Genomic DNA, 19,982 nt, shown 5'->3' with positions numbered 1-19,982 from the left:
ACGGAAGAGGCCCGGCACCAGCCCGGGGCGATCCGGAAGAAGATGATCTCGTCCGGCACATCGAGTAGCGGATCCCGGCCGAGTCCTTCGACATAGAACCGGCGGGTCGCGTCGAGGTCGGCCGGCGCGATCGTCGAGTGCGCCCGCTGCTCCATGAAGGCTCCCATGTCGGATGCTCGATGCCCAGCCGCGGATCGCGTGCCGGCCCGGCTCGGCTGCCGGTCGGATCCGCCTCCGGCCGGTCGAATTCGGCAGCGTACATGGGCGACGAGGTGGTCGCGTGGGGTATTTCTCGGTGCCGGGAATGTCTGTAAATCGTGCTATAACGCACTGGGGTGCGGCTCCGAGCCGGGCAGGGTATGCCCGGAGCCGATTCACACCGCGTATTCGTTGTCGTGGCTGTACGGCCGGCGCAGAGAGAAGTGTCCGATGAGTCCGACCACCGTCGAAAAGCTCGAGATCGACCCCCTGCCTCGTCCCTGGGGCGCCGAGCGCCTGCACCCCCTCATCGGCGCGGTCGAGGAGCACATCAACCGGTCGATCCTGTTGCTTGCTTCGGGAAAGCCCCGCAGCGCGACGGATTTGTCCGATTGGCTCGACGACAAAGGACTGCCGGATCAGGATGACCTGGACAAGCCGACGAACAAGTCCGTCATGATCGACAAGTACACCGCCCGCGAGGGCGACGTGACCCGCCTGACCACGGAGCTGGATCGGAAGAACCGGGACATCAAGGATTCCGCTGTGGAGGCCTTCGACACATCGAATACGACATACAAGGAGATCACAACGATCGTCGAGCGGCTGCGGACAAAACTCGAGGACGCGCCGGACCCGACGAAAGGTGCGGACGGCATCTACCGTCTGCCTGTCGGCGTGGAGTTCGATCTGCTGGTGGCGCTGCTGAACGCGGCCGACCAGGTGCACGCGGAAGTCGAAGGCGCGGCAAACGCAATGGACGCCAAGGCTCGCCAGATCGATGGGTCGGTACCGACCGTCCCGCGTGGTTACGACTACAACAATGGTGGAATGCCGGCGGCGACCAACGCCTACCAGCCGCCCCGGGCCAGCAAAGCCAGCTACCGGATCACCGACCCGAACGATCCGGTGGGCAAGGCTCTCAGCGTGGCCAGCGGTGAGCTCGGCACCAGGGAGACGGACGCGGCCTTCGCCGGCAAGCCCTATAACAACGGCAGCGCGTGGTGTGCCGCGTTCACCAGCTGGGTGTGGAAAGAAGCCGGATACGACGTCACCTGGACCGACTTCGACTATGTGCCCGCCGTCTGGAACGACGCCGCCGCACTGGATTTGCGGAGGGGCAGCACCGCCGAGGCGCAGCCGGGAGATCTCATCGTGTTCGACTGGGAAGGCGACGGCACTCCCGACCACATCGGAATCGTGGAAGCCGTCAGCGGTGGAAAGATCCACACCATCGAAGGCAATTCCAGCGATCAGGTGGCACAGCGGAACTACGACCTCAATTCCGGAAAAGTCGTCGGTGTGATCAAGCCACCGCCCACCGGCTCGGATCGGGTGTAGCGACGACCGCACGACGCCGTCCCCGGGCCGGGTTCTCTTCCGACTCCCGGCGCCCATGCGTATACGTAAACTTCTTCTATGGATCCACTGAGCCTTGCGGTCGGCGCCGGCCTTGTCGCGATCGGCTGGCTGGGCGGCCGATTCGGGTCTCGGCGGCGAGCCGGCTCGACAGCGAAAACCACGGCCCGTTGCGGCTGCGGGCACGACCTGGCGTTGCACGACCGCGAGACCGGCAAATGCCACGCCGAACTCTCGCGAAGAGGTATGCACGGCATGCGGGAATGGGTCGGCTGTCATTGCCGCCGCTACACCGGCCCCATCCCGCTGGAAGAGGTGTTCAGCCCACCGATACTCCCGCCGGAGTCCTGAACGCGCGACGTCCCGGCAGGAGCGTCCGACGACGATGCGGAACGATCCGCAGCACCCCTCGTGCGTGTCGGCGCGCCTGCCGGGACCCGGACGAAACAGGTCAGGCCGCGGCCCACTTCTCGGGATGGAGATGGTGCTGGACCAGCGCATTGGCGTGTCCGTGCCCTAAACCGTGCTGCCCCTTCAACAATTCGACGAGTTCCTTGTGTGAGGTCGAGCCCGCCTCACGAAGGACCGTCTTCCATTCCTCGATACTGCGGCCGTATTTGGCCTCGATGGACGGAAAGTAGGACGCGGGTCCCTTCGGGGTGGTCGCCATCTTCGATCTCCTTGCTGGTTACGAACTCGATAGGTGAGACGGGAGGCTCGTCGAGATCTCATCGCCCGCGCCGCCTATGTGTCGCACATCACTCGATGTTCGTTACCGGCCGGAGTTCCGAGCCCGGGGCTGTTCCGCGGCGCACGATGACGATCACCGTGCGTGGACCGACAGACGTGACCGGACCACAGACGGTCGGCAGTGCCGGTCCGGCTGGTGCGTGCTTCGCCTGCGTGAGCCGACCGGGATTCGGCGCCCGAACGCAGACGAGTCCACCCGGACCGCAATCGGTGAAGTGATCGCGGAGTGGGTGGACTCGTCTACAGCTGTTGCGGACGTATTGCGGACGGGAGGCTATCGGTGAATAGATCCGCCGCAGTTGGGACCGCTATAGCGGCTTACACGTCGAAGTAGAGCTCGAACTCGTACGGGTGCGGACGCAGGTTCACCGGGGCGATCTCCTGCTCGCGCTTGATGCTGATCCAGGTCTCGATCAGGTCCTCGGTGAAGACATTGCCTTCGGTGAGGTACTCGTGGTCGGCCTCGAGGCGGTCGATGACCGAGGCGAGGCTGGTGGGGGCCTGCGGGATGTTCTTGGCCTCCTCCGGCGGGAGCTCGTAGAGGTCCTTGTCGACCGGGGCCAGCGGTTCGATCTTCTTCTTGATGCCGTCCAGGCCGGCCATCAGCATGGCGGCGAAGGCCAGGTAGGGGTTGCCCGAGGAGTCCGGAGCGCGGAATTCGATGCGCTTGGCCTTCGGGTTGTTGCCGGTGACCGGGATGCGGACCGCGGCGGAGCGGTTGCGCTGCGAGTACACCAGGTTGATCGGGGCCTCGAAGCCCGGGACCAGGCGGTGGTAGGAGTTCACCGTCGGGTTGGTGAACGCCAGCAGCGAGGGGGCGTGGTGCAGGATGCCGCCGATGTAGTGGCGCGCCAGGTCGGACAGGCCGCCGTAGCCGGCCTCGTCGTGGAACAGCGGCTTGCCGTCCTTCCACAGCGACTGGTGGGCGTGCATGCCCGAGCCGTTGTCGCCGAAGAGCGGCTTCGGCATGAAGGTGACGGTCTTGCCCTCGGCCCACGCGGTGTTCTTGACGATGTACTTGAACAGCTGCAGGTCGTCGGCCGCACCCAGCAGGGTGTTGAACTTGTAGTTGATCTCGGCCTGGCCGGCGGTGCCGACCTCGTGGTGGCCGCGCTCCAGCTCGAAACCGGCGTTCTGCAGGTTGGTGGAGATCTTGTCGCGCAGGTCGACGTAGTGGTCGTAGGGGGCGACCGGGAAGTACCCGCCCTTGTTACGGACCTTGTAGCCGCGGTTGGGGCTGCCGTCGGGGTTGGTCGCCGCGCCGGTGTTCCAGGAGCCGGAGATCGACTCGACCTCGTAGAAGGCGCCGTTCATGGCGGAGTCGTAGCGCACCGAGTCGAAGATGTAGAACTCGGCCTCGGCGCCGAAGTACGCGGTATCGGCGATACCGGTCGAGCGCAGGTACTCCTCCGCCTTGCGGGCGATATTGCGCGGGTCGCGCGAGTAGGCCTCACGGGTGAAGGGGTCGTGCACGAAGAAGTTCATATTGAGCGTCTTCGCCGACCGGAACGGGTCGAGCTGCGCGGTGCTGTAGTCGGGCAGCAGCAGCATGTCGGACTCGTCGATGGACTGGAAACCGCGCACCGAAGAACCGTCGAAGGCGAGGCCTTCCTCGGCGAGGTCGGCGGTGAAGGCCTTCGCCGGGATGGAGAAGTGCTGCTGCACACCGGGCAGATCGCTGAAGCGGATGTCGACATATTCGACCTCCGAGTCCGCGATGTACTTGATGACCTCGTCGGCCGTGCTGAACGTCACGTGGTTCTCCTTACGGATAGATTCCCAGCCAGTATCGAGTGCGGGGCGTCGCGACCCGACGCTATGGACAGGGTGTTTCCCGCCAGTCAAGAGTGTGTTTCGCCAGTGTTACACGTCGGGTCGGTGGCGTGTCCTCGGCCACGCCACGAACTGCGGGTTCGGTCCACGGACCTCGGTCCGGACCGGCCCGGAGCTGCCCTTTATGCCCAAAATCCAGCGGGAACCTCGTGTAACGGAGGCCGCCCGTCACTCGGGCGCCGCACCACCGCCGAATGCGGGGCCGAGGCGAAGCCTATCCCCAATCCGTGCCCGGCGGGTGGATGCACAGGTATACAAACCGCGCATGACCGAAGCGAACGCGGAGGTGCTCGCGAGCGCGCGGCCGGAAGCGCGGCCCGAGCTACGCGGAAGCACGGGCCGGGGGTGCGCCTATTCTGGGGTGCATGGCACGTATCACCGGTTCCTGGCTCTCCGGACCTCCCGTCGCCTCCGGTACCGGCGGCGATGATTACGCCGGAGCCGGCCTGGGGCTGCCCCGGGAGGGCGCCGGATCACTGCCGGGGATGTTCCGGCGTGTGGTCGCGATGCTGGTGGACTGGCTCATCGCGGTCGGAATCTCGGCGCTGATCGCGCAGGGTATGCCGGCCTCGTCGGTGAACCTGGGGCTCTGGTTCGTGATCGGGGTGGCGGCGGTGACGCTTTTCGGGTTCACTCCCGGGCAGTATTTCCTGCGCATCCGGGTGGCCCGGGTCGATGCCGAGGCGCCGGTCGGGTTCCTGCGGGCGCTCGGCCGCCAGGTGCTGCTGGTGTTCGTGATCCCCGCGCTGTTCACCGACGCGGACGGACGCGGCATGCACGATCGCGCGACCGGCACCGCGGTGGTGCGTTCTCGCTGACCGGTCACCACAGGTGGGGGCCGGTCACGCTCGCGCGATGTCACTGAATCCGGTACTGCTCGGTCTCCGACTCCTGCTCGAACTCACCGCCCTGGCCTCGGCCGGGGTGCTCGGCTGGCGGCTGACGGAGGGGCCGGGACGGTGGCTGCTGGTGGTGCTGCTCCCCGTGATCGCGGCGACGGCATGGGGTGTCTTCGCGGTACCGGATGATCCGAGCCGCTCCGGGGAGGCTCCGGTCGCGGTCCCCGGGGTGATACGACTGCTGGTCGAGTTCGCCGTGCTGTTCGGCGGCGCGGCCGCGTTGTGGCTGGCCGGACTACCGCGGCTCGCACTGGTGTCCGCGGCGGTCCTGCTCGCCTACCACGTACTCGCCTACGACCGGGTGCTCTGGCTGTTGCGGCGCTGAGCCCCCGGGTCAGCGGCGGCGGATGGTGCGCTGCATACCCCGCATCTTGGCATTGGTCGGCATCGGCCCCTTGGGCATGGCCGGGCCGCCGCCGCGCGAACTCAGGGCACTGAGCCTGCCCTCGATCTGGTCCATTCGTTTGGTGTCGATATTGCGCGGGAGTTTGGTGAGGTAACGCTGGAGTTCCTTCAGCGGGACCTGTCCCTCCTCGTTACCGACCATCACGTCGTAGATCGGGGTGTCGCCGATGAGCCGGGCGGTGCGCTTCTTCTCCTGCGCCAGCAGCGAGCGCAGCCGTTGCGGCGAGCCCTCCCCCACGAAGATCACACCGGGCAGACCGATGACGCGGTGCACGGCGTCGAGCTGGGTGGTGGCGGCGATGCCGTTGCTGACCCGCCACTTGCCCTGCAGATTGTCCAGCACCCACGCGGCGGCACCGGCCTGACCCTCGGCCTTTCCGTAGACGGACTTCTGCACGCGGCGACCGAAGATGATGAAGGCGAACAGCAGGCCGAGCAGCAGGCCCAGTGGCAGCAGGAACCACTGCGCGCCGAAGAGGAAGCCGACCCCGAACAGCACCAGCGTGGTGAGGACCACCGCACCGATCATCAGCGGCAGCAGCAGCTTGTCCTCTTTGCGCTGCATCTGGAACGCCTGCCAGATCTGCTGACGACGTTCCTTCGACTGTGCTTTGCGCGCCGCTTTCGCCGCGGCCTTCGCCTCTTTGTCGGGCTTGCCTGCTGCCATGGCTCCCAGAATAATGCCCGGCCCGCGGCGCTCCGGCCACGGGACGTACTCCGCCCGCGGGCGGCGGCGCCCGACGGTCGGCACGGTCCCCCGGACAGTCCGGGCGGGGCTTGCGCGGGCGAGGAGAATACAGGGATGTCCACCCACCTCGAGGCCGATCCGGCGACCGGCGCACCGGTCGACGACGCGACGGCGGAGCGACTCGCCGCCGCGCTACGGTGCGTGACAGTGTCCCGGGAGGAGCCCGAGCCGGGCCGCGACGGCTCCGGCGCGGCGGCCGATACCGAGTTCGAGCGGCTCGGCGCGCACCTCGAGCGGTCGCTTCCCCGGGTGCACGCCGAACTGGAGCTCGAACGTTTCGGGCACAGCCGCCTCTACACCTGGCGGGGCGCCGACCCCGCGCGGACGGCCGCGATCCTGCTCGCGCACCAGGACGTGGTGCCCGCGGACGATCCCGCCGGGTGGACTCATCCGCCCTTCGCGGGCGTGGTGGACGCGGAGTTCATCTGGGGTCGCGGCGCGATCGACGACAAGAGCCGGATGCTGGCCATCCTGGAAGCCGTCGAGTCCGCTCTCGCCGAGGGGCTGCGGCCCCGCCACACCGTTCACCTGGCGTTCGGCCACGACGAAGAGGTGTTCGGCGACCGCGGTGCCGTGCGGATGGCGGCCCGGCTACGGGAACGGGATGTCCACGCCGACCTGCTGCTGGACGAGGGCGGGGTGATCACCGAGGGCATCGTGGACGAGGTGACCGTCCCGGTGGCCACCATCATGCTCGGGGAGAAGGGGTATGCCACGGTCCGGTTGTCGGTATCGGAGAAGGGCGGGCATTCGTCCATGCCGGGCCGGCAGACCGCGGTCGGGCGGCTGGCCCGCGCCGTGAGCCGGATCCAGGACGACCCGATGCCGCTACGGGTCACGCCCGTGGTCACCGATATGCTCGCCCGCCTGCGCCCGCATCTACCCGCGACCAAACGCCGGCTGCTCGGATTCGCGGCGCTGGCGGCGCCGGTGATCAGCCGGATCATGGCGTCGGCACCGCAGACCGAGGCGCTGGTGCGGACGACCACGGCACCGACGGTGATCCGCGGCGGGGTGAAGGCGAATGTGCTGCCGCAGCAGGCGGAGGCGCTGATCAACTTCCGGATCCTGCCGGGCGATACGGTCGATTCGGTGCTCGCGCACTGCCGCCGGGCCGTCCGCGACGCACAGGTCCGGATCGAACTGGTGGGCATGACTTCCGAACCCACCCCCGCGACCGGCCCGGGTCCGCAGTTCGACCTCATCGCACGCCTCACCGAAGAGGTGGCGCCCGGCGTCGCGGTGACCACCGGCCTCGTCCCCGGCGCCACCGACTCCCGCCACTACGACGATCTGGCTGCCACCCGCTGCAATTTCGCCCCGATCCGGCTCACGGCCGCGGATCTGGAACGGATCCACGGAAACGACGAGCGGCTGTCCCGGGTGAACTACGCTCGCCTCATCGACTTCAACCGGCGCCTGCTCACCGCGCTCGCCGAGCCCGGACAGGCCCGAGCGCCCCGGGTGCCGCGATGAGGCGATACCTCCGCTGCCCGTGCGGCCGCCACCGGCCGTAGGTACCCGTTTCACAGGAGTTTCGATGAGGCGATACCCGCGCCGCCGCCGCGGCCTCCGCGGATCCCACTACCGGCTTCGAGGGAGGACCTTGTGACCAGCGACCAGGACATACGAGTGGAGCGCGGGGAGTTCGAGCACGCCGGGCACCGGCTGAGCCGGCGTTCCTGGGTGCCCGCGACGGCGCGCGGGGTAATCGTTCTCGTGCACGGGGTGGCGGAGCATTCGGGTCGCTACGAGTACGTCGCGCGGACCCTGGCGGACACGGGTTTCGCGGTGTACGCGTTCGACCATGTGGGGCACGGGGAATCCGCCGACGCGGGCACGCGCGCCAATATCGGGTCGATCGACAATGCCGCCGACAATGTGGCGGCCCTGCTCGCCGCGGCGCGTGCGGAACATCCCGGTCTGCCGGCATTCGTCATCGGCCATTCCATGGGCGCCCTGATCACCCTCTACCTGGCGACCAGGGCGCCGCTGGACGTGGCGGGGGTGGTGGTCTCGGCACCGCCGCTGATCATCGACGCCGGAAATCCGGCGCAGCGGCTACTGGCCCCGGTACTCACCCGGCTGGCCCCGAACCTCGGTGTGCTCAAACTCGATTCGTCGCAGATCAGCCGGGACCCGGCGGTCGTCGCGGCCTACGACAACGACGCGCTGGTGTTCCGCGGGAAGCTACCCGCCCGCACGGCGACCGAGATCCTCACCGCCGCCGGAACCGTGCTCGATCGCCTGCCGCGGTTGCGGGTCCCGACGCTGGCGCTGCACGGAAGCGCCGACGCCATTGCCGCCCCGGCGAGTACGGACCGGATCGAACAGCGCGCGGGCACCACCGATCTCACCGTCCACCGCTACGACGGGCTCTACCACGAGATCTTCAACGAACCCGAACGCGACCGGGTACTGGCCGATGTGGTCGGCTGGCTGGACGCGCGAACCACCGGAGAGTGAGGATCGGCGGCGCACGCCGCCGAGCCGGGAGAGCGATACCGGAACCGGTTGGACTCGAATCCTCGGCAGGCGCTGCGGTACAAGCCCGCAGCGCCCGCCGGAGGCGTGTGGTGATGCCTGGATCCGCTCGTCACGGCGCGTCTACTCGTACTCGGCGAGACAGGCGCTCTCCCCTTCGAGCACGCCCAACCGGAAAGCGTCCAGGCGCAGATAGCCCCCGGGGACCACGTCGCCGTTGACATCGGCGGCGGCCAGTCCGTCGGCGAGCAGGCCCGACACCGCCTCGTCCAGGTCCCCCGCGGACAGGCGCGGATTGCTGTTCGCCCTGCTCAGCGCGGTGGTCACCACACCCGACAGGCAGGCGGTGCGCAATCCCGCCGTCTCGGCGCCGACCAGGGCGAGCTGTTTGTGGTTCTGGTAGGCGAGGGCGTAGCGGGAGACGAACACGACGAATGCGTTGTAGTCGCCGGCGACGATGGCCGACAGCGGTTCGTCCTCGCCGCCCGTCTCGCCGGCGCGTTCGGCCAGCGCCTCGACGTCCGTGCCGATCACATCGGTGACCGGGCAGTACGCGACGGGCGCGGTGGGGGTCGCATCGGAGCAGCGGGCCGGCACGCCCGCGTAGTCGTATTCGGGCGCCCGGGTGACCGGCAGGATATCGGCCATCGCGACGGCCATATCCTCGAGCGAATCCTCGGTGACCTCCAGTTGCAGGTATTGCTCACCGGGTTCTTCGAACGTCACCGGCAGTCCGGCCCGGCGGTCCTCGATCTCCTGTTCGTCGATCCGCGCACACGCCTCGGCGCCGTTCGTATAACCCATCTGCACCGCCGTCACGCGCTCGAAGGCGCTGCCGTGCACATTGTCCGGGTCGCCGGGATCACGGTCGCGGACGGCGACCGTGGCGCCCAGGACGCCGTTGAGACCTTCGGTGGTGTTGAGGGTGAAATGCCGGGAATCGCCCTCGGCCACATGCCGCAGGAACACACCGGCCAGACAGTCGGCCTGCTGTTCGGTGACCAGACCCGGGGAATCCTCGGTCGCGATTCCGGCAGGTATCTGCAGGGCATGCCCGTATTCGTGGGCGAGCACCATCACCACGGCCATTTCGCCGAACTGATCGACCAGTTCCGGCAGCAGTACACCGCGGTCCCAGCCGATGGTGTCGTCGGTACCGCAGTAGGCGGCGTTCACCAGTTCGTGGGTGCTGATCGTGCAGAACTCGATCGAATCGCGTTCGCGGGCATCGGCGTCCCAGGAGACGAGTTGCGACACCGGCCGGAACTCGCCCGGAAACGTCGCCGAGTAGTTCTCCGCCCAGAACTCCTCGATATCGGCGACCGCGTTGAGCGCGAGCCGGTCCATCTCGCCGCCGTCGCCGTTGGCGGCCTGCCGGTCGGTGTCGGGCACCCCGTCGCGGGACCCGCTGGGCCCGGTACTGGTCGTGGCTCCCGTGATCTGCCACGGATTCTCGGCGTCCCGCTGTGTCGATTTCGCCTGCGAGCACGCCGACAGCGCCGATACCGTCAGAACCGCCGCTGCTGCCGTGACGACCAGCCGTGACCATCGTGTCCCGGTCATTTCCGCCTCCCCGTTCCCGACCGGGCCCGCGGGCCCGGCGCCACCCGATCGCGATACCACCGCGACCGTGCCGAGGAATATCGAAACACAAGGCGGGCAACGACGTACAGCGCTGAAGTACGGGCGGCCCGTTCACTCTGCGGTATAGGAGCCGGCGGGACGGCCGTCAGCACTCGGCCCGGTCCTACACTGAACTCCATATCTCCCGAGGAGGCCCGGTGTACATCGAGGAATTCCGCTCGCCCGGCCCGCTGACGGCGGCAGCCGCCGAGGAACTGGCCGGCTCCCTTCCCGGCTGCACGTCCCGGATCACCCTCGCCGCCAATGACCGCGCGGTGAACCTGCCCGTGCTGCCCTGGTGCTGGTCGGAACTCGGCATCGAGCGGGAAACCCCCGTGACCGTCACCGCGGCGGGCGGTTATCGACCGGCCGATCTGGAGGACCGGCGCGCGCTGGAGGACCTGGTCACCCGATTCCGGGCACTGACCTCCCCGCCAGGCTCCTAGGCGTACCTCCGCATTCGCTCCGGCCGTGCGCGTCGATATGCGGCCGAAACCCTCACCACACCCACCGGGGCCGACCTCGGCGTACCTCCGCACCGCTCTGTCCGGACGCTGGCGCGTACCGCCGGTCAGACGCCGAAGACCCGCTCCACCACGGCGCGGGCCCGGCGGGTGATCCGCAGGTAGTTGTCGAGGAACTCACCGCCGTCGTGGGTGGGCCAGCCCGCCACCCGCGCCACCGCCGACAGCGTGGTGCCCGGGCCGGGCAGCTGGTCGGACGGTTTACCGCGCACCAGGACCAGCGCGTTGCGGGCCGCGGTGGCGGTGAGCCAGGACTGGCGCAGCAGGTCGGTGTCCACCGGGCTCAGCAGCTCCGCCTGCTCGATCACATCGAGCGATTCCAGCGTCGAGGTGTTGTGCAGTGCCGGGATCTCGTGCGCGTGCCGCAATTGCAACAGCTGAACGGTCCATTCGATATCGGCGAGGCCGCCACGACCCAGTTTGGTGTGGGTGGCCGGATCGGCACCGCGGGGCAGCCGTTCGGAATCGACCCGGGCCTTGATGCGGCGGATCTCGCGGACCGCCTCGGCGGAGACACCGCCCGCCGGATAGCGCACGGCGTCGATCGTGTGCAGGAAACGCAGACCCAGCTGCTGGTCGCCGGCCACCTGGTGGGCGCGCAACAGCGCCTGGACCTCCCACGGCTGCGCCCACTGGCGGTAGTAGGCGTCGTAGGCGGCCAGGGTGCGCACGAGCGCGCCACTGCGCCCCTCCGGCCGCAGGCCCGCATCGACCTGCAACGGTGGATCGGTACTGGGGGCGCCGAGCAGTTTCTGCACCTGCTCGGCGATACCGTTGGCCCATTTCACCGCGACGTGCTCGTCCTCGCCGGGCCGCGGATCACACACGAACAGCACATCGGCATCGGAGCCGTAGCCGAGTTCCCGGCCGCCGAGCCGGCCCATCCCGATCACCGCGAAATCGGCGGGCGCGGGTGCGCCGCGTTCGGCGACGCTGGCCCGGATCACCGCGCGCAGCGATGCCTCGAGCACCGCCACCCACACCGCGGACAGCGCGGCACAGACCTGCGGCACATCCAGCAGCCCCAGCAGATCCGCCGAGGCCACCCGCGCGAGTTCGTGCCGACGCAGGGAGCGGGCGGTGGCCACCGCCCGCTTGGGGTCGGTGTACCGGTCGGCGGCGGTGAGAATGCCGCCTGCCACCTCGACCGGCTGGGTGCGCAACAGCAGCGGCCCGTGCGGGCCGTCGGCGTACATGCGGATTGTCTCGGGAGCGTTGATCAGCAGATCGGGGAGGTAGGCCGAGGAACCGAGCACCATCATCAACCGCTGCCCGACCGCGCCCTCGTCGCGCAGTACCCGCAGATACCAGTCCTGATCCACCAGCCCTTCCGACACCCGCCGGTAGGCCAGCAGCCCGGCATCGGGGTCGGGAGTCTCGCCGAGCCACTCCAGCAGAGTCGGCAGCAGCACCGCCTGGATCCGGCCTTTACGCGAAACACCGCTGGTCAGAGCGCGTAGATGGCTCAATGCGTGTTCGGGCGAGCCGTATCCGAGGGCGGCGAGCTGCCGCACGGCGGCGTCCGGGCTCAGGCGCAGCGCGTCGGAGTCCAGGCGGGCCACCGATTCCAGCAGCGGCCGGTAGAAGAGTTTGGTGTGCAGGCGGCGGATCCGGCCCGTCTGCCGGCGCAACTCGGCCTGCAACACTCCCGCGGCGTCATGTCTGCCGTCCGGGCGGATATGCGCGGCCCGGGCCAGCCAGCGCATTCCTTCCTCGTCGTCGGCGGCGGGCAGCGTATGGGTGCGTTTGAGCCGCTGCAACTGCAGCCGGTGCTCGAGCAGACGCAAGAATTCATAGGAGGCCGTGAGGTTCGCGGCGTCCTCACGGCCCACGTATCCGCGCGCGGCGAGCGCCGCGAGAGCTTCCACGGTGCCCTGGACGTGCAGTTTCGGATCGACGCGGCCGTGCACCAGTTGCAGCAGCTGCACCGCGAACTCCACATCGCGCAAACTGCCGCTGCCCAACTTGAGTTCGCGTTCGCGTAGTTCGGCGGGCACCAGATCCTCCACCCGGCGGCGCATGGCCTGCACATCCGGCACGAAATCCGGGCGTTCGGAAGCCGTCCACACCAGTGCGTCGGTGGCCGAGCGGTACTGTTCGCCGAGCTCCAGATCGCCGGTCATCGGCCGGGCCTTGAGCAGCGCCTGGAACTCCCAGGTCCGCGCCCAGCGCTGGTAGTAGGCCAGATGGGAGTCGAGCGTGCGTACCAGGGCGCCGGCCTTGCCCTCGGGCCGCAGCGCGGCGTCGACCTCGAAGAAGGCCGAGGAGCCCACGGTCATCAGTTCGGCGGCCAGCCGGGTGGCGACGGCGTCGGCGGGTTCGGCGACGAAGACGATATCGACATCGCTGACGTAGTTGAGTTCGCACGCCCCGCTCTTACCCATGGCGATCACGGCCAGCCGCACCGGGCACGGTTCGTCGCGGCACACCCGGGCCACCGCGACCGCCAGCGCGGCGGTCAGCGCGGCATCGGCGAGCGCGGTGAGCTGGCGGCCCACCGACTCGTACGGGATCACCGGCTCGTCCTCGACGGTTGCGGCCAGATCGACGGCGGCCAGCAGCATGAGCTGATCGCGGTACCGTTTGCGCAGCGCCGCGACCACTTCCGGCCCGGACTCGGTGGCCCGGTACAGCATCGGCGCGGCATTGGGCCCGGACTCGGGTTCGCCGCCGACGACCGCGAGCAGATCGGCGATCAGCTCGTCGCGGTCGGGCAGTTCCTCCCGCCGTAGCAGCACCCAGGATTCCGGATCGGCCACCAGGTGATCACCCAGCGCGGTCGAGGAGCCCAGTAGCGCGAACAGCCGGCCGCGCAGCATCGTCTCGCTCCGGATCGCGGAATCCAGTTCCGCCCAGTCGCTCCCGAGCGCCTCGAACAACCTGATCAGAGTGTTCAGCGCCAGATCGGCGTCCGGTGCCCGCGACAGCGACCACAGCACCGGAATGCTCTCGATATTGTCCCAGCCGAGCGTCTTCAGCGAGTCGGCGGCCGACGGTTCGAGCAATCCCAGACGGCCGACGCCGGGGACGGCGGACCGGGCGGACGGTGGGCGGACCATGAGCTCAAGGTACCGACAAGCGGGCCCGGAATGTGCCGGACCCCTCGGCCGGCCGCGGTCGCCGGCCACATCGGCACGCAGTCACGGGACCGGCCGGCCCGGGGCGCGGACCGACCGGCCATCGGAGGGGAAACGAACGTGCCGTCGCCGGCAGACCGCGCCGCGGTTCACCGGCGTCCGTGCCGGCACCGGCTTACCGCACGCGCCTCCCACCGGGGACGACGGCGGGATACCGGGCCGGCGAGCCGAGGGTCAGAGACCCAGGTATTCGCGCAATTCGAACGGCGTCACCTGGGCACGGTAATCCGACCACTCCCGGCGCTTGTTGCGCAGGAAGAAGTCGAAGACGTGCTCGCCGAGCGTTTCGGCGACCAGCTCCGAGCGCTCCATCGCGTGCAGCGCCTCGTCCAGGGTGCCGGGCAACTCCTTGAAGCCCATGGCGCGCCGTTCCGCGGCGGTGAGCGACCAGACGTCGTCCTCGGCCTCCGGCGGCAGCGTGTAGCCCTTCTCGACGCCGCGCAGGCCGGCCGCCAGCAGCACCGCGAAGGTCAGGTACGGGTTGCAGGCGGAATCCGGACTGCGAATCTCGACGCGCCGCGACGACGACTTGTTCGGGGTGTACATGGGCACCCGGACCAGAGCCGAGCGGTTGGACCGGCCCCACGATGCCGCGGTCGGCGCCTCACCGCCGTGGATCAGCCGCTTGTACGAGTTCACCCACTGGTTGGTGATGGCGCTGATCTCGTGCGCGTGTTCGAGGATGCCCGCGATGAAGGCGCGCGCGGTCGCGGACAGGTTGTCCGGGTCGTCCGGGTCGGAGAACGCGTTCGCCTCGCCCTCGAACAGGCTCATATGCGTGTGCATGGCCGAGCCCGGGTACTGGGCGAACGGTTTGGGCATGAACGTGGCGCGCACGCCCTCGTCGATGGCCACTTCCTTGATCAGGTAGCGGAAGGTCATCACATTGTCGGCCATCGACAGCGCGTCGGCGTAGCGCAGGTCGATCTCCTGCTGGCCGGGCGCGCCCTCGTGGTGGCTGAACTCCACCGAGATGCCCATGGATTCGAGCGCGTCGATGGCGTGCCGCCGGAAGTTCGGCGCGGAATCGTGGACGGCCTGGTCGAAGAAGCCTCCGTTGTCGGCGGGGACCGGATCGACGCCGTCGGGCTGGTTCTTCAGCAGGAAGAACTCGATCTCCGGATGCACGTAGCAGCTGAAACCGACGTCGCCGGCCTTGTTGAGCTGACGCCGCAGCACATGGCGCGGATCGGCCCACGACGGCGACCCGTCGGGCATGGTGATATCGCAGAACATCCGGGCGGAATGCTGATGGCCCTTGCTCGAGGACCACGGCAGCACCTGGAAGGTCGACGGATCGGGCCGGGCCACCATATCGGCCTCGGAGATCCGCGCGAATCCTTCGATCGCCGATCCGTCGAACCCGATGCCCTCTTCGAAAGCCCCCTCGAGCTCGGCGGGCGCGATGGCGACGGACTTGAGATAGCCCAGTACGTCGGTGAACCAGAGACGTACGAAGCGGATATCCCGCTCTTCGAGCGTCCGCAGCACGAATTCCTTCTGGCGATCCATGACCGCGAGAGTAGGCACCCGGCGTTAAATCCGTGTTACATGACGCGCTGCGCTGTGTGTCGGCTCAACAGCGTAGCCCCTCGGCGGGGGGCTCGAGGTCCACCAGGTAGCGCACCACCGCGTCGTCCACGCAGGTGGCGCCGCCGTTGAAGACCACGGTGTGACTGTCGCCCTCGTGGGTGATCAGTGCCGCACCGAGTTGCTGGGCGAGATCGACACCGGCCTGGTACGGAGTGGCCGGATCACCGGTCGTGGACACCACCACCAGCTCGGGCAGCCCCTCGACGGAGATATCGTGCGGCCGGCTGGTGTTGGGCACCGGCCACTGCGCGCACAGTTCCAGCGGCGCCGCCCCGGTGCCGCGGCCGTCGTCCAGGAACGGGGCGGCCCGGCGGTATTCGGTGTCCTGCCGGCCGGCCACCGCGCGATCGGTGATCCGCGGATCGTCCACACAGCGGATCGCGTCGAAGGCGTCGGTGAGATTGCTGTAGGTGCCGTCGTCGCGGCGGCCGTTGTACATATCGGCAAGTTGCAGCAGCGTATCGCCGCGGCCCTGGGACAACTCGGTGAGCCCGATGGTGAGCACCGGCCAGAAATCGGCGCCGTACAGAGTCTGCTGCACCCCGGTGATCGCGTCGTCGTAGCCGAGGCCACGCGGATCGGTGGTGGCGGCCCGCGCGTTCCACAGCGGATCGACCAGGGCGCGGAACCGCGGCACCGCCTGCGCCGGGTCGGTGCCCAGCGGGCAGTCCGGTGACTGGGCGCAGTCCGCGGCATACGCGTCGAAAGCCTTCTGGAAACCCGCTGCCTGGCGTAACGACTCGGCGACCGGGTCCTGCGCGGGATCGATGGCACCGTCGAGAACCATGGCGCGGACATTGCCCGGGAATTTCTCCGCGTACGCGGTCCCGAGTCGGGTGCCGTAGGAGTAGCCGAGGTAGGTCAGCTGCCGATCACCCAACGCCGCGCGCATGATGTCCATATCCTGGACCACTTCGCGGGTGCCGACATGGGCGAGGAACTCCGCACCGGTGCGGGCCACGCAGCGGTCGGCGTATTCGCGGTTCTCGGTCTCGGCCTCGGCGATCCCCTCCGGCGTATTGGGCACCGGCGGTTCGGCCCGCTCGGCGTCGGCTTCCTGCGGAGTCAGGCAGTCCACCGCGGGTGTGGAGGCGCCGACCCCACGCGGGTCGAACCCCACCCGGTCGAACCGATCGGCCAGCTCGGTCCCGCCGCCCAGCATCACCGTGGACAGCCCGGACATCCCCGGGCCGCCGGGGTTGATCAGCAGCGAACCGATCCTGTTCCCGGTCGCGCGCATCCGGGACACCGCGAGCTGCGCGGTCGGACCGGCGGGGTCGGCGTAGTCGACGGGGACCTCGATCCGGGCGCACTGCGCCGCCGGCGGCAGCGCTTCCCCGGGGTCGGTGTAACCGGCGCACGGCTCCCAGGCCGGGGTCTGGCTGTAGAAACGACTCAACTCGGCCGGGATCGGCGCGGGCGGATCCGGTTGTTCCCGGACCTCCTCCGCACACCCCGCGACCAGCACCGTCGCGACCGCCAGCACCGCCAGCACACCACACCCGCTCCGCACTGCCGCCATGCTAGCCGGACCGGGCCCGGACGCGGGGATGTGACCAACCGCACCTGGTCGCGGGCTTAATCCGGGCTCGGCCACGGGTGCACACTGGAGGGCGTCAACCAGACCCGGGGACCCGATCAGGGCCTCGAGGAGACGAAAGGGACGATGATGTCCGTATCAACCGGCACACCCGATGCCACCTCGGAAACACCCGCCTACGGTGCCACCGCGGCGGCGAAACCGGCCCGGCGACCCACCCGCGTCCAGCATCTGCAACAGATGAAGGCGACCGGTGAACGCTGGGCGATGCTCACCGCCTACGACTACTCCAGCGCCCGGCTCTTCGACGAGGCGGGTATACCTGTGCTGCTGATCGGCGATTCGGCCGCCAATGTGGTGTACGGCTACGAGACCACCGTGCCCATCACCACCGACGAGCTGATCCCGCTGGTGCGCGGCGTGGTGCGCGGCGCACCGCACGCCCTGGTCGTGGCCGACCTGCCATTCGGCACCTACGAGGGATCACCCGAACAGGCCCTGGCCACGGCCACCCGGTTCATGAAGGAGGGCGGCGCGCACGCGGTGAAACTGGAGGGCGGCGAACGCGTCGCCGACCAGATCAGGCTGCTCACCGCCGCCGGTATCCCGGTGATGGCACATATCGGCTTCACTCCGCAGAGCGTCAACACCCTGGGTGGCTACCGTGTCCAGGGCCGCGGTGAGGGCGCCGAGGGGCTGCTCGCCGACGCGATCGCGGTACAGGCCGCGGGCGCGTTCTCGGTGGTGATGGAAATGGTTCCGGCCGAGGTGGCGGGCCAGGTCACCCGCAAGCTGACCATCCCCACGGTCGGCATCGGCGCCGGCGCGGACTGTGACGCCCAGGTGCTCGTCTGGCAGGACATGGCCGGGTTCACCAGCGGAAAGACCGCCAAGTTCGTCAAACGGTTCGCCGCGGTGGGCGACGAACTGCGCGGCGCGGCCGCCGCCTTCGCCGAGGAGGTCCGCCGGGGCACGTTCCCGGGTCCGGAACACAGTTTCTGACCCGCTCGGCTCGCAGCGGGTCCCCACTCCGGCGCGGGATGGCAAACTCGGTGTCGACGGTTCCGACTCGAGTTCTGAGGTACTGATGCGGCGACGCGCTTGGACAACACGGGGTGCCCTCACGGTGGCGGGAGTGTGCGGGGCGGTGCTGCTCACCGCGTGCGGCGGTGTGCAGACGGGCTCGGAGGACAACTCTGCGGCCGCGTCCACCGCTTCCGCCACCGCGACCTCGAAGACCACGGGCAGCGCCGCACCGGCCACACCGCTCGAGGTCTCCGACAAGGCCGCCCAGAACCTGTGCGACATGATGCGTCCCGAGCTGTCCAACTGGCGTGTCCAGGGCCCGACGCTGGGCCGGATCGGCCTCAACGCCATGGTCCACGAATGGGCGCTCACCAACGGCGGTATCAATGCCCAGGTCCTGGCGGACAAGGCCGTGGTGGACCGGGCGACCGTGCAGGCGTGCGCCGATGTGCACGACGAGGCCGTGCGGGCGCTCGAACTTCCCGATCTGGCCTCCGGCCTGGCCTTCTGATGCGTCCGCTGTACCCGCCGATCGAACCCTATGCGCAGGGCATGCTCGAGGTCGGCGACGGACAGGCGGTGTACTGGGAGACCAGCGGCAACCCGGACGGGAAACCCGCGGTGTTCCTGCACGGCGGCCCGGGCGGGGGCACCACGCCGCTCAACCGCCGGTTCTTCGACCCGGACCGCTACCGCATCGTGCTGCTGGACCAGCGCGGCTGCGGCCGGTCGACCCCGCATATCGCCGACGGCGCGGATCTCTCGGTCAACACCACCGCGCATCTGATCGCCGATATCGAAGCGCTGCGCGCCGCGCTCGGTATCGAGCGGTGGCTCGTGTTCGGCGGTTCGTGGGGTTCGACCCTGGCGCTCGCCTACGCGCAGCGGTATCCACAGCGGGTCACCGAACTGGTACTGCGGGGAATATTCCTGCTGCGCCGCAAGGAGATCGACTGGTACTACAACGGCAGCGCCGGCTACGTCTACCCGGACGAATGGGAGAAATTCCTCGCTCCGGTTCCGGAGTCCGAACGCGACGGCGATCTGGTGGAGGCCTACCACCGCTTATTCGGTTCCGCGGATCCGGAGGTGGTCACCGCGGCGGCCCGCGCGTGGACCGCCTGGGAGAGCGCCACCAGTACGCTGCGCCCGGACCCCGAGCGGATGGCCGAAACCTCCGATACCCGGTTCGCTCTCGCCTTCGCCCGGATCGAGAACCACTATTTCCGGCACGGCGGCTTCCTCGACGAGGCCCAGCTGCTGCGCGATATCGGCGCGATCACCCATATTCCCGCGGTGATCGTGCAGGGCCGCCACGATATCGTCTGCCCGGCGGTCAGCGCGTGGGACCTGCATCGCGCCTGGCCGGGGTCGCGCCTGCACCTCGTCGACGATGCCGCGCATTCCGCCGCTGAGCCCGGGATCACCCATCATCTGGTCGAGGCGACCGACACCTTCGCGACGGCGGCACACCATGGCAGATGAACCGATCGCGGCGGCCGACGCCCTCACCGACGCCCTTACTGCCGATATCGAACGCCTGCTCAACGCCGAACCGGAAGTGCGGGCCGATGCCGACGATTCGGTCCATCAGATGCGGGTGGCGACCCGCCGGTTGCGCAGTGTGCTGCGCTCCTACCGGAAGCTGCTCGACCCCGACGCCGACAACCGGATGCGCACCGGAACTCGCCTGGCTTGCCGGGCTGTTGGGTGTGGCGCGCGATGCAGAGGTCCGCGCCGGACGTTTCACCGCGCTGCTCGACCGCTACGGCGATCCCGGCTCGGCCGTCTTCGAAATCCACCCACTACCGCCTGGTCCGCGCCGAACGCGACCGGTACGCCGCCGCACACAGCGAGATCCTG

At 68.9% G+C, this 19,982-nt stretch carries 18 protein-coding genes; 11 read left to right on the top strand and 7 right to left on the bottom strand.

The window, feature by feature from the left end; genetic code table 11:
* Nucleotides 1-429 precede the first annotated feature (429 nt).
* A complete protein-coding gene (locus tag ON38_RS07805) occupies nucleotides 430-1,539 on the top strand; it encodes a C40 family peptidase (protein WP_039823579.1) in 1,110 nt (369 codons plus the stop codon).
* A gap of 78 nt (nucleotides 1,540-1,617) precedes the next feature.
* A complete protein-coding gene (locus ON38_RS07800; protein ID WP_039823578.1) occupies nucleotides 1,618-1,908 on the top strand; it encodes a hypothetical protein in 291 nt (96 codons plus the stop codon).
* Between the two features lie 100 nt (nucleotides 1,909-2,008).
* Here ON38_RS07800 and ON38_RS07795 read toward each other — a convergent pair whose 3' ends face one another.
* Both ON38_RS07795 and glnA (ON38_RS07790) read right to left on the bottom strand, forming a co-directional pair.
* Nucleotides 2,009-2,227 (bottom strand): DUF4287 domain-containing protein, encoded by a 219-nt coding sequence (locus ON38_RS07795; protein ID WP_039823577.1) that lies wholly within the window; start codon nucleotides 2,225-2,227, stop codon nucleotides 2,009-2,011.
* Between the two features lie 398 nt (nucleotides 2,228-2,625).
* Nucleotides 2,626-4,062 carry a type I glutamate--ammonia ligase gene (gene glnA, locus ON38_RS07790; RefSeq protein ID WP_039823575.1) on the bottom strand — a complete coding sequence of 479 codons (1,437 nt, stop codon included), beginning with the start codon at nucleotides 4,060-4,062 and terminating at the stop codon, nucleotides 2,626-2,628.
* Nucleotides 4,063-4,505: 443 nt separating this feature from the next.
* On the opposite strand from glnA (ON38_RS07790), the gene ON38_RS07785 reads away from it, so the two are divergent.
* Nucleotides 4,506-4,958, top strand: coding sequence for an RDD family protein (locus tag ON38_RS07785; protein ID WP_039823573.1), 453 nt, complete (start codon nucleotides 4,506-4,508; stop codon nucleotides 4,956-4,958).
* A 37-nt stretch (nucleotides 4,959-4,995) separates the two neighbouring features.
* Nucleotides 4,996-5,364, top strand: a complete 369-nt coding sequence (locus ON38_RS07780) for a YrdB family protein (RefSeq protein ID WP_039823571.1) — start codon at nucleotides 4,996-4,998, stop codon at nucleotides 5,362-5,364.
* Nucleotides 5,365-5,373: 9 nt separating this feature from the next.
* On the opposite strand, the gene ON38_RS07775 is transcribed toward ON38_RS07780, so the two are convergent.
* On the bottom strand, nucleotides 5,374-6,111 hold the full coding sequence (locus ON38_RS07775; RefSeq protein ID WP_039823570.1) for a DUF4191 domain-containing protein: 738 nt from the start codon (nucleotides 6,109-6,111) through the stop codon (nucleotides 5,374-5,376).
* A 135-nt stretch (nucleotides 6,112-6,246) separates the two neighbouring features.
* Here ON38_RS07775 and ON38_RS07770 point away from each other — a divergent pair, with 135 nt between their 5' ends.
* Both ON38_RS07770 and ON38_RS07765 read left to right on the top strand, forming a co-directional pair.
* A complete protein-coding gene (locus tag ON38_RS07770) occupies nucleotides 6,247-7,668 on the top strand; it encodes a M20/M25/M40 family metallo-hydrolase (protein WP_039823568.1) in 1,422 nt (473 codons plus the stop codon).
* 132 nt (nucleotides 7,669-7,800) lie between these two features.
* On the top strand, nucleotides 7,801-8,658 hold the full coding sequence (locus ON38_RS07765; RefSeq protein WP_051164479.1) for an alpha/beta hydrolase: 858 nt from the start codon (nucleotides 7,801-7,803) through the stop codon (nucleotides 8,656-8,658).
* Between the two features lie 141 nt (nucleotides 8,659-8,799).
* Here the strand turns inward: ON38_RS07765 and ON38_RS07760 are convergent, their stop codons facing one another.
* Nucleotides 8,800-10,239 (bottom strand): neutral zinc metallopeptidase, encoded by a 1,440-nt coding sequence (locus tag ON38_RS07760; RefSeq protein WP_039823618.1) that lies wholly within the window; start codon nucleotides 10,237-10,239, stop codon nucleotides 8,800-8,802.
* A gap of 218 nt (nucleotides 10,240-10,457) precedes the next feature.
* Here ON38_RS07760 and ON38_RS07755 point away from each other — a divergent pair, with 218 nt between their 5' ends.
* Complete coding sequence (locus ON38_RS07755; protein ID WP_039823566.1) at nucleotides 10,458-10,745, top strand: hypothetical protein; 288 nt, start codon at nucleotides 10,458-10,460, stop codon at nucleotides 10,743-10,745.
* Nucleotides 10,746-10,870: 125 nt separating this feature from the next.
* Here ON38_RS07755 and ON38_RS07750 read toward each other — a convergent pair whose 3' ends face one another.
* The 3 genes from ON38_RS07750 to ON38_RS07740 all read right to left on the bottom strand — a co-directional run bounded on the left by ON38_RS07750 (nucleotide 10,871) and on the right by ON38_RS07740 (nucleotide 17,075).
* A complete protein-coding gene (locus ON38_RS07750; protein ID WP_039823565.1) occupies nucleotides 10,871-13,882 on the bottom strand; it encodes a bifunctional [glutamine synthetase] adenylyltransferase/[glutamine synthetase]-adenylyl-L-tyrosine phosphorylase in 3,012 nt (1,003 codons plus the stop codon).
* A 252-nt stretch (nucleotides 13,883-14,134) separates the two neighbouring features.
* Nucleotides 14,135-15,472 carry a type I glutamate--ammonia ligase gene (glnA, locus tag ON38_RS07745; protein ID WP_030524004.1) on the bottom strand — a complete coding sequence of 446 codons (1,338 nt, stop codon included), beginning with the start codon at nucleotides 15,470-15,472 and terminating at the stop codon, nucleotides 14,135-14,137.
* 64 nt (nucleotides 15,473-15,536) lie between these two features.
* Nucleotides 15,537-17,075 carry an alpha/beta hydrolase gene (locus ON38_RS07740; RefSeq protein WP_039823563.1) on the bottom strand — a complete coding sequence of 513 codons (1,539 nt, stop codon included), beginning with the start codon at nucleotides 17,073-17,075 and terminating at the stop codon, nucleotides 15,537-15,539.
* A 144-nt stretch (nucleotides 17,076-17,219) separates the two neighbouring features.
* On the opposite strand from ON38_RS07740, the gene panB reads away from it, so the two are divergent.
* The 4 genes from panB to ON38_RS34735 form a co-directional block, all read left to right on the top strand.
* Nucleotides 17,220-18,095, top strand: a complete 876-nt coding sequence (panB, locus tag ON38_RS07735; RefSeq protein ID WP_373281193.1) for a 3-methyl-2-oxobutanoate hydroxymethyltransferase — start codon at nucleotides 17,220-17,222, stop codon at nucleotides 18,093-18,095.
* 85 nt (nucleotides 18,096-18,180) lie between these two features.
* Nucleotides 18,181-18,630, top strand: a complete 450-nt coding sequence (locus ON38_RS07730; RefSeq protein WP_039823561.1) for a hypothetical protein — start codon at nucleotides 18,181-18,183, stop codon at nucleotides 18,628-18,630.
* Entirely contained in the window at nucleotides 18,630-19,604 is a 975-nt protein-coding gene (pip, locus tag ON38_RS07725; RefSeq protein ID WP_039823560.1) for a prolyl aminopeptidase, read from the top strand. The genes ON38_RS07730 and pip overlap by 1 nt, the downstream gene beginning before the upstream one ends.
* Nucleotides 19,594-19,982: CHAD domain-containing protein (locus ON38_RS34735; RefSeq protein WP_245563955.1), on the top strand; the 389-nt coding region annotated here is incomplete at its 3' end. The genes pip and ON38_RS34735, both read left to right, overlap by 11 nt.

The organism is Nocardia testacea NBRC 100365 (genome assembly GCF_000308775.1).
GTDB lineage: Bacteria > Actinomycetota > Actinomycetes > Mycobacteriales > Mycobacteriaceae > Nocardia > Nocardia testacea.
The sequence above is the reverse complement of the archived record's forward strand: the minus strand, read 5'-3'. Positions and strand labels throughout refer to the sequence as shown.